We start from the raw sequence: 12,454 nt of genomic DNA on the forward strand, positions 1-12,454 counted from the left end.
GTGGCCGTCCTGCGTGCCTGGCGGGTCACTCGCGTCACCCCGCTCGGCGAACTCCACACCCCGCCCCGAATGACCGCCGCACTGCTGCGGCTGACCGTGCAGATGGTGCTCGTGGCCTCGCTCTGGCGCGGCCTGTACGCGGCGACGGGCACGACCGCCGGCCTCTCCCGCGACCAGGCTGTCACGTACGCCGTACTGGCCGTACTGGCCACCCGCATACGGGAGTTGGACCAGTTCGCGGGCCGGGACAGCGTGATCCAGCACATGCACTTCGGCACGATCGTGTACTGGTATCTGCGCCCGATGTCGCCCCAGCGCTACTACGCGCTCCGGGCCCTCGGCGAGCAGCTGTACGGCCTGGTGTGGGTGCTCGCCGGATACGTGGTCCTGCTCGCGGCGGGGGTGGTGGATCCGCCCGAGTCGGCCGCTGTGGCAGGGGTGTTCGCGGTGAGCGCGCTGCTCGGCCAGTGGGTCCTCTACTACGTGATGCTCGCCATCGACCAGCTGTGCTTCTGGACGCTCCGCAACGGTGCCGCGATGCTGATCCTGATCTTCGCGCAGAACCTGCTGTCCGGGGTGTACGCGCCGCTGTGGTTCTTCCCCGACTGGTTCATCACCATGAGCGCCTTCCTGCCGTTCCAGGCGACGCTCAGTGTGCCGCTGTCGCTGTACGTGGGTCGTATCGAACTGTCCGACGCGGGACCGCAGTTGGCCCTGCAGGCCGCTTGGGTGGTGGCCCTCGCGCTGCTCACCCGGCTGCTGTGGCGGCGGGCTGCCCGGCGCGTGATCTCGCAGGGAGGCTGATATGTCGTTGCGGGCTTTTCGCGTCGCGTGGCGCATCACGCGGCTCAACTTCAGGGCGCAGCTGGAGTACCGGTCCGAGTTCCTGATGATGATCGCTATCGGTGCGGTCTGGCAGGTGTCGGTGATCGTGTTCGCGACCGTGCTGCTCACCCGGTTCACCGGGATGGGCGGCTGGCAGAGCGCGGACGTCCTGCTGATCGCGGCGATCCGAATGCTGGCGCACGGGCTGTTCGTGCTGTTTCTGGGGCGAGTACACGGGATCGGCCAGCACATCCAGGAGGGGGTGATCGACACGTACCTCGTCCGCCCGATGCCGGTCTACCGCCAACTCCAGCTACGCGTCTTCCCCACGAACGCGATCGGCGACCTGACGGTGGCGGCGGGTCTGATGGCGGGGGCGCTCAGCCGCAGCGACCTCGACTGGAACGCGGGCCGGATCACGTACCTCATCGTCTGCGTGCTCGGCGGGATGCTCCTGGAGGCCTCCCTGTTCACGGTGGTGGCGTGTGCCTCGCTGCGCTTCCCGGCCGCCGACTACTGGGGCCGCTGGCTGGAGGAGCTGCTCGGCACGTTCGGCAGCTATCCGCTCAACGTGCTGCCGAAGGCGGTCGGCGGTTTCCTCACCTTCGGCCTCCCGCTCGCCTTCGTCGCGTACTTCCCGGCCGCGGTGCTGACCGGGCACGGGGGCGACTCCGGGGTGCCGTACTGGCTGGCGGCCGTCTCCCCGCTGCTGGGAGCTGTCGCCTATCTGGGGTCCCGGGTGCTGTGGCGGTGGAGTCTGCGGCACTACACCGGGGTGAACGGATGAGCACGACGGCGACATCGGGACCCAGGTCAGGCAGGGCCGGGTGACCTCTCCGGACGCGCCAGGCGCACCGGGGTGAACAGTGCCAGTACGGCGATGAGCAGGCAGCACGCACCGGCGACCACGCCGACCGCGGCCGTGCCATGGCGCTGCGCGGCCCAGGTGAGAACGGCCGCGCCGACCGGGGCCGCCGAGTAGTGGATGGTCCAGAACGCGGAGGTGACCCGCCCCAGCAGGTGCTCGGGAGTCACCTCCTGCCGCAGGGACATGGAGCAGGTACCCGCCATGCTGGTGAAGCCCAGAAACGCCGCGGCGAAGGCGGCGACGGCCGGCACGCTGCCGGCCCAGCCCACTCCCGCCAGCGCGAATCCACAGACGGCCACGGCGCCGATCCAGGTCCGGCCGAAGCCGAGTCTGCGGCGCACCGGGGCCACGAGAAGGGCTCCGGCGATCGTGCCGAGCGCGCCGACCGCGAAGACGGTGCCGACCGTGCCGTCGTCCCGGCCGAGGTCGTGCTTGAGGTGGTAGATGAGCAGGTCGTTCAGACCGAGCGTCAGGAAGCTGAAGAAGGACAGCAGGACGGTCAGGACACGCAGCACCGGGTGCCGGATCAGAAAGGACGCCCCGGCGAGCAGGTCCTTCCCCAGCCGCTGGCGGACCGCGGCGGCTCCCCGTCCGGGATGTGTGCCGCCCTTGAACCTTACGAAGCTGACGCAGACCGCCGACACACCGAAGCTCGCCGCGTCCACGCCGACGGCGGCCGCGGGCCCCGACCACGCCGCAACGAGGCCCGCGCACACCGGACCGACCACCCCGGCCGCCGCCGCGGTCGCGTTCAGCCTGCCGTTGGCCTCCGTGATCCGCTCGGCGCCGACCAGGTTCCGGACGACGGTGACGTACGCGACGGAGAACAGCATGCCGACGGCCTCGCACAGCGGCAGGATCACGTAGAGCAGCCAGATCTGCTGCCCGAAGATCCAGACCAGCGGAATGACCGCGTACAACACCATGCGGACGAGGTCGCAGCCGATGAGCAGCTTCCTGCGGTCCACCCGGTCCACCACGACGCCGGCGAAGACTCCGGCCACGACCGAGGCCGCCCCGCCGACCGCGGTCAGCAGACCCATTTGCGCGACGGACCCGGTGGCGTGCAGCACGAGCAGCGGCAGGGCGATCAGGGCGAAGGAATCCCCGAGGACGGACAAGGTCTGCGCCGCCCAGAAGACACCGAAGTTCCGCTCCCGCGACAACGGACGCGCGCCCTGCGGCAGCGGCTCACGGGCAGCGGACGAACCGGTGGCGGATGCAGCGGCCGCGGATTCACCGGCAGCAGACTCACCGGTAGCGGACCTCCCGGCAGCGGATTCAGGTTCCGTGGACACATAACCCCCGCGCCACACAGCCCCCTCGCCCCGGTCCCGAAGCAATCAGCCTAAACCGGCGGCGCGCGGAGTCAAATGCCGCCCGAGCGATCCGCGTCGGGCCGGTGCTGCCGGAGGTCGCGGGCCGTCTGGCCGTACTGCGACTTCAGTGCGCGGGCCAGGTGGCGTGGGTCGTGGATGCCCCAACGGGCGGCGACGGCAGCCGTCGTACGGCCGTCGTGGGCCGGGTCCAGGAGGTCGCGGCGGACGCGTTCGAGGCGTTCGGCGCGCAGCCAGGCCGCGAAGGGGATGCCGGTGCGGCGGAAGAGGCGGTGCAGCTGACGGGCCGAGATGCCGTGGGCCGCGGCCACCGACTCGACGCACAGGGACGGGTCGGAGATGTTCGCCAGGGCGTAGACGCGGATGCGGTCGACGAGTTCGGTCGCCGTGTCCATCCGTCCGGGTTCGGTCTCGGTGAAGGCCGCGGTCAGCAGGGACACCAGGGCGTCGCCCACGTGCGCCTGAGCCGGTCCCGCCAGTTCGTCGAGATGACGGCCGAGGCCCAGCAGGAACGTGGCGAGCACCGCCGGCGCACCGGTGTCGGCGGGCAGCCGCCTGGCCACCCGGCCGGCGACGAGGTCGGCGTGCCGCCCCAGCTCGGTGCGCGAGATGCCGACCGCAATGACATCGCATCCGTCGACGACCTCGAGCCGGTACGGGCGGGTCATGTCGAAGACCACGAAGTCACCGCTGTGGGCCCGGGATTGGGTACCTTCCTGGTCCGCGGTGGCGGGTTTCGACCGGTGCAGGGTCAGCTTCAGCAGGTCGGGGTCGGAGGAGGAGATCGCGCGGGGTGACCGCTGGACCAGATGCCCCGATCCCCGGACCCGCGCCACCGCCGCGCGCCCCACCACCGCCGCGTCGATGTCGGCCCGGAAGGGGTTCGCCTGCGCGTGCGCGTCCGGGGCGGTCACGGCGAGCGGCGCCAGGACCGTGGAGGCGGCCGTCTGTAACTCGTCGATGGTGGCGTGGTGTACGTGTAAGGCGCCACCGTCCATGGAGCCGCTCCCTGCCCGCCTCGTGCCTGCCTGCCTGCCTTGTGTCTGTCTGCCCGAGTCTCATGTCCGTATATCCGTTGACGTACACGGGAGTTACCCGGTTCCGCGTCGCGAATCGGTGACGGTTCGGGCGCGATGTGGAGACTCGGCGGGGTGTTGCTTCCGTAGCGTGTTTCCGGGGGAGCGACGTCGGCTGGAACCTTCACCACAGTTCCAGCCGACTGCTCCGGTCACCGGCCGTGTGGCCGTACTTCCGCTAGGGGCAGCTGATCCGCGTGTCTCCCGCGTCCGTCGTGCACGAGTCCGTGCCGGAACCTCCGTTGGCCGTGTCGTTGCCGAAGACGTTGTCGACGGTGTTGAGCCGGTCGCTGCCGGAGTTGCCGATCAGGTTGTCGTTGCCGGGGCCGCCGTTCAGGGTGTCGTTGTGGAAGCCGCCGTCGAGGCGGTCGTTGCCATGGCCGCCGTACACGGTGTCGTAGCCGTAGCTCGCGTTGACGGAGTCGTCGCCGCTGAGGGCGCAGATCACGTCGTTGCCGAAGCCGCCGTTGAGGACGTCGTTGCCGCTGGTGCCGATTCTGGTGCAGCCGCGGGCGTTGTTGACCGTGGTGGTCGCCGTCGCGCTGTTGTTGCCGGAGTTCGGATCGGTCTGGGCGGCGGTGACCGTGGCCCGGTCGGAGAGAGTGCCGGTGGCCCTGGGCTCGGCGACGACCGTCACGACGGTGCCGGTTCCGGGGGCGAGGGTGCCGAGGGCGCAGGTCGCGCCGGTGGCACTGGTCGTGCAGGTGCCCTGGCTGGGGGTGGCCGAGATCACCGAGGCCGCGGGGCCGGTGAGCGTGTCGGTGAGGGTGACGCCGGTGGCCGAGTCGGTGGTGCTGTTGTTGGTCACCGTCACGGTGTACGTGGCGCGGTCGCCGATGCTGACCGTGCCGGTGCCGGTCTTGCCGACCGCCAGGTCCACGCCGGCCGGCGGCGGGGGCGGGGGCGGCGGGGTGCCGGCGCCACCGAGGTAGCGGGCCAGGGCACGGTCGTCGCCGCTGCTGCCGTACGCGACGATCCTGCCGTCGGACTGCAGGGCGAGGCTGAGCACCGCGGCACCCTCGGCGCCGAAGTCGGTGGTCGTCCTGCCCCCGGTGCCGAAGCCGGTGTCCGGGGAGCCGTCTGGGTTGTAGCGGGCCAATGCGAAGTCGCCGCCGGCGGCGCCCCCGGCGACGATCCGGTCGTCCGGCTGGACCGCGAGCTCCCGCACCGCGCTGCCGGGGCCGAAGTCGGTGGTCACGACGCCGCCGGTGCCGAAGCCGCCGTCGAGGCCGCCGTCGCTGTTGTAGCGCACCAGTGTGAAGTCGTCGCCGGTCGATCCGGAAGCGACGATCTTGCCGCTCGACTGCACCACCACGGCCCGGCCCCAGTTGTAGCCGCCCAGGTCCGTGGTGACCCGGCCGTCACCGCTGAACGAGGTGTCGGGACTGCCGTCGGTGTTGTAACGGGCGACCGCGAAGTCGAAGGAGGTGCTGCCGGAGTATCCGACGACGACGATGCGGCCGTCCGGACCGAACGCCATGTCGTAGCCCAGCGCGCCGCCCTCGAACGTGGTGGTGACCCGGCCGTCACCGCCGCCGAAGCTCGGGTCAGGACTGCCGTCCCCGGGAAGGTAACGGGCCACCGCGAACCGTCCGCCGCTCTGGCCCGCGGCGACGATCCGTCCCTCGCTGTCCACCAGGACCGCCTGGGCGTCGTCGGCACCGCCGGAGCCGAAGTCGGTACGGAGCCAGCCGTCGCCGCCGCCGAACGTGGTGTCGAGGCTGCCTTCGGCGGTGTAGCGGGCCACCGTGAACCAGCAGCAGCCGCCCTCCGGCCTCTCGGTCCGGCCGACCACGACGATCTTCCCGTCGGGCTGGAGCGCCACCGAGTGCGCCTGGTCGTCGCCGCCCTCGAAGTCGGTGACCACCTCGCCACCGGTGCCGAACGAGGTGTCGACTGTGCCGTCGGCGTTGTGTCGCTTCACGGAGAAGTCAGTGGGGGACGTGGTGCCCCATTCGGTTCCGGCCGTGACGATCCGGCCGTCGGGCTGAAGGGCTACCTCTTCGCCTTCCGAGAAGTACGCGAAGTAGTCCTGATCGATGGAGACCCTGCCGCCGGTGCCGAAGGAAGGGTCCAGGTCACCGGGTGCGGCCAGGGCGCTGTTCGGCAGGGCGAGCACAAGCGCCAGCCCCGCGGCGAGCGCCATGACGGCTCGTTCCGTGAGCGAGCGGTGGCGGCCCGGGGGCCGGGAAGTAAGGGTGGGCATGCGCAAAGGCTCCGGATGCCCGTACGAGACCTTCGGTCGGCTGGCCGGGGATGGGCCCAGTGGACGCCGGAGTTCCACCCGCCGGAGTGACGGCAGCCGGCCTGCTTGTCAGTACGGACTGGCGTCCACGCTGCCAACGCAGTTGAGGAAATCGGTGCTGTCGGCCCACTGGTCCACGCTTCCCGTCAGCGGCAGAACGCGCAGTTCCGGGTCGGTGACCGTCCGGCTCAGGGCGTGGACGAAGCGCTCGGCGTGCAGGACCAGGAACGGGCGGCCGTGATAGGGACGGCGGGCCGGGTCGACGGGCTCCGCCGGCCCTGTCGTGTTCTGGAGGGCGCCGATCGCCTCGTACGCGTCGCACAGATGCCGTTCCCGGTCCGCGTGCTCCGTCGCCGCGAGCGCCCCGCGCAGCGACGGGGTGAGGTCACCGGCCATCGGCAGCCGTGCGAATGCGCTGCCGAGCCACTTGCCGTACGGCGCGTACCGCCGCTCCAGCAGGAAGCACAGCCGCATCAGGTCACGGACGAGCCGCCCGGCGACCACCGCCGAGCCGAGCTCGTCGCCGACCTCCGCGCAGCGGCCGACGAACGCCTCCTCCTGGGAGAGCCGTTGCCACTGGCAGGCCAGCAGGTAACACCACACCTGGTCGGGGTACCAGGCGAGACGCCGCCGCACCTCGTCCAGCGCGCCGAGCCCGTCGTGGAACACCGCACCCGCGGTGACCTCCGCGAGTCGCTGCTGGGGCATCGACAGCCAGTCGCGCACGGTCGGTTCCGCGGCGTGCGCGTCCACGCCGAGCCGCCCGGTCAGCCAAGCCCCGAGCCCGTCCACCGACACCCGGTGGTCGACCGGACCGTCGGTCGTCTCCATGTGTCCGGACGCCGGGTCCAGCGCGTCGTCCCGGTGCCGGAAATGGGTGGGCCAGCCGCGCACCTGCTTGGGCAGGCGCTCGGCCAGGAGCCGGTGGATCCGCTCACCGTGCTCGCCGACGTCCTCGGCGGACAGGAACAGATTCAGCCGCGGCCCCCACTCGTGGTCCGCGGACCGTGGGGTGTCGAAGCCGAGCACCTCCGAACCCGAGCCGATCCGCGCGGCCGTGTACCGCAGCCCCGGACACGCCTCGGCGAGCAGCGGCCGCACCGCCTCCTCGTACAGGATCCGGGACAGTTCGAGGCCGGGCACGAACGCGGCTGAGATCGGCATGGGCTCACCCTGCACGGAGCCGGACCTCCTCAACCACCGAATTAACGGCGGCTCAGTGGTTCGCGCAGCACGGTGTCGGATCCGGCACCTCGAACGGGACGAGCATGCCGCCCGCGGCGGGCATGAGGGTCAGGACGAGTTCGCCGTTCTGCCACTGCGGCCGTACGTGACTCCTCGTCATGACTCGCTGGTCCGACGGTGGATCGCCGGGCGAGCCGAGGGCGGTGACGCGGTCGATCGCGGAGGCCGACAGTAGTTCCGCGACCGTCACCGTGCCGGTCAGGGCATCGACACCCGGGTAGACGACGGCCCGGCCCACCTCGTCGGGTGCGCCGGCCGTCACCTCGTACCCCTTGGCCGTTAGCCGGCGTGCCGTCTCGGGGTCCGCCGTGGTGAACGACAGCAGGACGCGCGGTCGTTCGCCCCGCACCAGGTGGGTACAGCCGAACCCGCCCTCCGGCAGGGCGAGTTCGGCTGCCATCACCTGGAGCAGGTGATCGGCGTCTCGCAGGTCCCTGACCCCCGCGTCCACCCCGCAGACGTACGGTGTCACGAGGGCAGGACCCACACCGGGTTGGAGTAGAACCACAGGTCGCGCCACGGGTCCGCGTCGCCGACGACGTCGATGGCCGGGCCCGCCGGGTCGACTGCCGCACCCATCGCGCCCACGGCGGACCGGTTGCCGTCGGAGCCGCGCAGGCGGACGTACAGCGGGCGGTCGACGCGGCCGAGCGCGTAGGTGAGCCGGACCGTGCCGGTGGACTTGTCCACCTCGTACGACTTGACGACCTTCGCCGTCGGCGCGGTGAACGTGTCCTTGTCGGCGACCGGGCCTGTGACATCGCCCTGGATGACGTCCACGCGGGCCAACTTCGGCACGAAGCCCGCCCAGTTGGCGCCGTCGGCCAGCGCGACGTCCACGGTCAGCGTGACGTTCGTGCCCTTCTTGACGTGCAGCGCGCCGCCGAGCGTCGCCCAGCGGCTGCCGCCCGAGACCCGGACGTCGAGACCGCTGATGAGCTGACCGTGGTCGACCCACACGCGCCCGGCCCGGATGCCGTCCATGACGGCCGCGTACGAGAAGCCGTCGGCGCCGACGTGGGTACGGCTGTACTGGCCGGGCCAGTAGTCGCCCTGGGTGGTGTCGATCTTCCCGCCGTACACCGGGTCCTCGTACTTGCCGTTGGCGTTGAAGTCGCCGCCGGGCCCGCGCACGGCGGTGTCCGCGTAGACCTGGTGCGAGTCGGAGTTGGCGCTGATCCACCAGGCCTTGCCCTCGGCGAGCAGGCTGTCCCACAGGCCGCCGACGGTTGCGGTCATCCAGTCGAAGCCGCCCCAGGTGCGGTAACTCTCCAGCGGGTAACCGGCGAAGGAGTTGGCGCTCGGGTTGTTGTCGTAGATGCCGCGAGCCCGGCCCGCTCCGAGAGGTCCGGGAAGACCGGCGGCCTGGTGGCCCGGCGCCCCCTCGAAGCCGACGGCTATCTGGTGGCTCGCGGGGGTCGCGTCACGCCAGGCGCGGATCTCGTGCGGGGAGTCGACGCCGCGCCGCGCCGGGTGGTTGGCGAGCATCAGGGCGTCCTTGACCTTGCTCCGCCGCACCTGCTCACCGAGGAAGGTGAGGCCCGCGACGGCGAGCGCCTCGTTGGCGGGCGTCGAGTCGGAGGCGCCCTTCACACTGCCGTCGTAGTCGGTCTCGAACTGCTTGAGGACGGAGACCTCGTTCTTGCCGGGGTGTACGAAGACCGTGCCGTGCTCGGCGCCCGGGATGTTCCACTCCAGGCCCTGGAAGACGAGGGTGTCCTCGTAGGCGTCCCGGGCCGCCTTGATGTCCGGGTTGACCTTGTCCACACCGATCTTGGCGTGCGTCGTGCTGCCGTGGTCCGTGATGACCAGCCAGTCCATGCCGTGCTTGGCACCCTGCCGGACCTGGTCGACGACGCGGTACTTGCCGTCGCTGCTGTACTGGGTGTGGATGTGGTGGTCGCCGGCCAGCCAGAGGAAGCCCTTCCCTCTCCGGCTGCCCGCCGAGGTCTGCGCTGCGGCCGCCGCACCGGCCTGCCCGCCGAGCACACCGGCCGCCGCGAGGCCCGCGCCGAGGAGTCCCGCGCGGCGCAGCATGGAGCGGCGTGACTGCTGGTCGGGGGTCAGGGCCTCGTCGGGTACGGAGGTGTCGAAGGCCGCGGGCAGGGCCGTACCGCCACCGTGATCATGAGCGTGGTCGTGGTCGTGATGGTGGTGGTGATGTCCGTGCCCCATGTCGGCCTCCTGTGTCCGGCGCCGCCGATGCGGCCGCGCGGTATGGAGACTCGATGTGAAACATGAACTTCGAACGACCGCGGGGTGATCCCCGGGCGACCCGAACACGGCAGATCGCCTCGGCTCTCACTGTTTCCCCAACAGACCTTGTACGTCACACTGGTTGACCTTGAACCTGAGCACCGTTCATGTTCCCCGCCGTTCTTCCACCCCCTTTCTGTTTCCTCCGACTGGAGACACCCCCCATGAGAAGACTCATCGGCACCCTGATGGCCGGCGCGCTGGCCGTCGCCGGGCTCACCGCCGCCGCCACGGCACCCGCCGCTGCCGCCGCCCCTTCTTCGGGCACCTTCAACGTCCTCACGTACAACGTCGCGGGCCTCCCGGAGGGCCTGAGCTCCGGCAATCCGGAGAGGAACACCCCGCTGATCTCCCCGCGGCTCGGGGCGTACGACATCGTGAACGTGCAGGAGGACTTCAACTACCACGCGGCGCTGTACGCGGGCGACAACCACCCGCACCGCACGGCGACCAGCGGTGGCGTGCCCTTCGGCGACGGCCTCAACACCCTCTCGGACTACGCCTTCGAGGACTTCGAGCGGGTGAAGTGGAACGACTGCACGGGCACCAACTGCCTTACGCCGAAGGGCTTTTCACTCGGCCGGGTCCGGATCGCCGAGGGTGTGTTCGTCGACCTCTACAACGTGCACACGAACGCGGACTCGACGGACGACGCCCTCGCCGCCCGCCGGAAGAACGTGGACCAGCTCTCGGACTTCATCCAGGCGAACTCCTCGGGCAACGCGGTGATCGTCATGGGCGACACCAACACCCGCTACACGCGCACGGGCGACAACATCCGCACGCTCGCGTCCGAGAACGGCCTGACCGACGCATGGGTCCAGCTGGCCCGCGGCGGCAGCGCGCCCGCGCAGGGCAGCGAGGCGATCGTCTGCCCCGAGACCGCGCCGACGAACACCTGCGAGGTCGTCGACAAGATCCTCTACCGCGGCAGCGACCTGGTGAACCTCTCCGCCACCCGCTACAACAACGAGTGGTCGAAGTTCCTGGACTCGGCCGGTGCCAACCTCTCCGACCACTTCCCGCACACGGTCGACTTCTCCTGGAAGCTGTCCTCGACCCTCCGGGCCAGTGACTTCTTCGGCGGCCCGCACGGCACGGCCTTCAACGACGCCGACAACCTGCCGTCGGCGGTGTCACCGCGCACGCTGACGCTGCGCGGCGCCTCCCGGCTGGACGCGGTGTCGCTCGCACACGACGGCGGCACGTCCCTGACCCACGGCGGCACGGGCGGCACGACCTCCTCCCTCACCCTCGCCGCAGGCGAACACCTCACCTCCGTGAAGCTCACGCGCGGCCAGAAGGACGGCCGGACGCGCGTCTTCTCAGCCGCCTTCACCACGGACAAGTCCCGTACGCTGTCCGCCGGTTCGGCCACCTCCGACACCGTGACGTACACGGCCCCCACCGGCTGGCAGATCGTCGGCTTCACGGGCCGCTCGGGTACGGAGATCGACAAGCTGGGCGTGCTGTACGCGCCGATCAACTGAACGTCCGCGACACAGTGAGCTCCCGCCCAGACGGTCTTGTGCGTCCTGTCCGGGCGGGGTTCCGCGCGCCCTCCCTCGCGCAAAGCTGTTGCGCGGTCCTCCACGGCCAGTGCACCCTCCAGACTCCTGGAGCACTGCCCCGAGAGGAGAACGATCATGAGTGAGACCCCGCCTGACCTGTACTACGAGGTGCGCGGCAGCGGGCCCGTACTGCTCGTCATTCCCGGTGGAGCCGGGCACCCCATGGGGCTCGACGGGGTGACGGACCGGCTCGCCGACCGGTTCACCGTCGTGACGTACGACCCGCTCGGCCTCGCGCACGGCCGGCTCGGCCTGCCTGTCGAGGAGCAGCGGGTGGCGGCGTGGAGCGAGGGTGCGTACCGGGTGCTCGGTGAGGTGTTACCGGACGGCGAGTCCGCGTACGTCTACGGGAGCAGTTCAGGCGCCATCGCCGCGCTCGACCTGCTGGCACGGCATCCGGAGCGGCTGCGGCGCGTGGTCGCGCACGAGCCGCCGGCGGTACGGGTGCTGCCCGACGCCGCGCGGCGTCGGGCCAAGGCCATGTTCACCGACGTGTACGACACCTATCGCACGGCAGGACTGGAGGCCGCCGGGGCCCGGATGAGCGCGGGGCTTGAGGAGCAGACCCCGGACGCGACGGAACCGGACGCGTCGGAGCCGGACACCCTGGAGCCGAACGCACCGACGCCGAACACACCGCATCCCCAGGCCCAACCCCCCAGCCCCGCCGAGGAGTTGTCCAACCCCATGGCCCTCTTCCTCACCCGTGTCCTGCGCCACTTCACCGCGTACACACCGGACCTGGCGGCCCTCGCCTCCCACTCGTCCCGCCTCGTCCTCGCCGCCGGTGCCGACTCACGCGGCCAACTGCTGTACCGGACGGCGCAGTTCACGGCCGAGCTCAGCGGCAGCGGCTTCGCCGAGTTCCCCGGCGGGCACATCGGCGTCATCACGCACCCCGTCGAGTACGCGGAGCGGCTGGCCGAGTGCCTCGCGGAAACGTCGCCTCCGGTCACCACCCCAGGAGTCCCGCTGACCACTTAGACTGGAAGCTTCGCCGGTGTCACGTGCCGCCCTGGGGGAAGGGAGCG

The 12,454-nt window shown here is 70.9% G+C and carries 10 protein-coding genes; 4 read left to right on the forward strand and 6 right to left on the reverse strand.

Annotated elements, in window-relative coordinates:
• The gene (locus tag ACTWQR_RS26005) at positions 1–804 is read left to right on the forward strand and encodes an ABC-2 family transporter protein (protein ID WP_443229612.1); all 804 of its coding nucleotides are present in this window, start codon (positions 1–3) and stop codon (positions 802–804) included.
• Between the two features lies 1 nt (position 805).
• A complete protein-coding gene (locus tag ACTWQR_RS26010) occupies positions 806–1,612 on the forward strand; it encodes an ABC transporter permease (protein ID WP_443229582.1) in 807 nt (268 codons plus the stop codon).
• Between the two features lie 26 nt (positions 1,613–1,638).
• On the opposite strand, the gene ACTWQR_RS26015 is transcribed toward ACTWQR_RS26010, so the two are convergent.
• From ACTWQR_RS26015 to ACTWQR_RS26040, 6 genes are all read right to left on the reverse strand, one after another.
• On the reverse strand, positions 1,639–2,859 hold the full coding sequence (locus ACTWQR_RS26015; RefSeq protein ID WP_443229583.1) for an MFS transporter: 1,221 nt from the start codon (positions 2,857–2,859) through the stop codon (positions 1,639–1,641).
• A gap of 203 nt (positions 2,860–3,062) precedes the next feature.
• Positions 3,063–4,028, reverse strand: coding sequence for an AraC-like ligand-binding domain-containing protein (locus ACTWQR_RS26020; protein ID WP_443229584.1), 966 nt, complete (start codon positions 4,026–4,028; stop codon positions 3,063–3,065).
• 256 nt (positions 4,029–4,284) lie between these two features.
• Positions 4,285–6,312, reverse strand: a complete 2,028-nt coding sequence (locus ACTWQR_RS26025; RefSeq protein ID WP_443229585.1) for a calcium-binding protein — start codon at positions 6,310–6,312, stop codon at positions 4,285–4,287.
• 108 nt (positions 6,313–6,420) lie between these two features.
• Positions 6,421–7,515, reverse strand: a complete 1,095-nt coding sequence (locus tag ACTWQR_RS26030; RefSeq protein ID WP_443229586.1) for a DUF4037 domain-containing protein — start codon at positions 7,513–7,515, stop codon at positions 6,421–6,423.
• Between the two features lie 52 nt (positions 7,516–7,567).
• Entirely contained in the window at positions 7,568–8,068 is a 501-nt protein-coding gene (locus ACTWQR_RS26035) for a hypothetical protein (RefSeq protein WP_443229587.1), read from the reverse strand.
• Positions 8,065–9,771 carry a PHP domain-containing protein gene (locus ACTWQR_RS26040; RefSeq protein WP_443229588.1) on the reverse strand — a complete coding sequence of 569 codons (1,707 nt, stop codon included), beginning with the start codon at positions 9,769–9,771 and terminating at the stop codon, positions 8,065–8,067. The genes ACTWQR_RS26035 and ACTWQR_RS26040 overlap by 4 nt, the downstream gene beginning before the upstream one ends.
• A 245-nt stretch (positions 9,772–10,016) precedes the next feature.
• On the opposite strand from ACTWQR_RS26040, the gene ACTWQR_RS26045 reads away from it, so the two are divergent.
• Together ACTWQR_RS26045 and ACTWQR_RS26050 are read left to right on the forward strand one after the other, a co-directional pair.
• The gene (locus ACTWQR_RS26045) at positions 10,017–11,342 is read left to right on the forward strand and encodes a jacalin-like lectin (protein ID WP_443229589.1); all 1,326 of its coding nucleotides are present in this window, start codon (positions 10,017–10,019) and stop codon (positions 11,340–11,342) included.
• Positions 11,343–11,498: 156 nt separating this feature from the next.
• A complete protein-coding gene (locus ACTWQR_RS26050) occupies positions 11,499–12,407 on the forward strand; it encodes an alpha/beta fold hydrolase (protein ID WP_443229590.1) in 909 nt (302 codons plus the stop codon).
• Positions 12,408–12,454: the final 47 nt, after the last annotated feature.

The organism is Streptomyces sp. 2A115, assembly GCF_052245575.1.
Lineage (GTDB): Bacteria > Actinomycetota > Actinomycetes > Streptomycetales > Streptomycetaceae > Streptomyces.

Coding starts and splice junctions, on each gene's coding strand:
- ACTWQR_RS26025 (WP_443229585.1), bottom strand. CDS start 6,312: ATGCCCACCCTTACTTCCCGGCCCCCGGGCCGCCACCGCTCGCTCACG.
- ACTWQR_RS26030 (WP_443229586.1), bottom strand. CDS start 7,515: ATGCCGATCTCAGCCGCGTTCGTGCCCGGCCTCGAACTGTCCCGGATC.
- ACTWQR_RS26020 (WP_443229584.1), bottom strand. CDS start 4,028: ATGGACGGTGGCGCCTTACACGTACACCACGCCACCATCGACGAGTTA.
- ACTWQR_RS26010 (WP_443229582.1), top strand. CDS start 806: ATGTCGTTGCGGGCTTTTCGCGTCGCGTGGCGCATCACGCGGCTCAAC.
- ACTWQR_RS26040 (WP_443229588.1), bottom strand. CDS start 9,771: ATGGGGCACGGACATCACCACCACCATCACGACCACGACCACGCTCAT.
- ACTWQR_RS26045 (WP_443229589.1), top strand. CDS start 10,017: ATGAGAAGACTCATCGGCACCCTGATGGCCGGCGCGCTGGCCGTCGCC.
- ACTWQR_RS26050 (WP_443229590.1), top strand. CDS start 11,499: ATGAGTGAGACCCCGCCTGACCTGTACTACGAGGTGCGCGGCAGCGGG.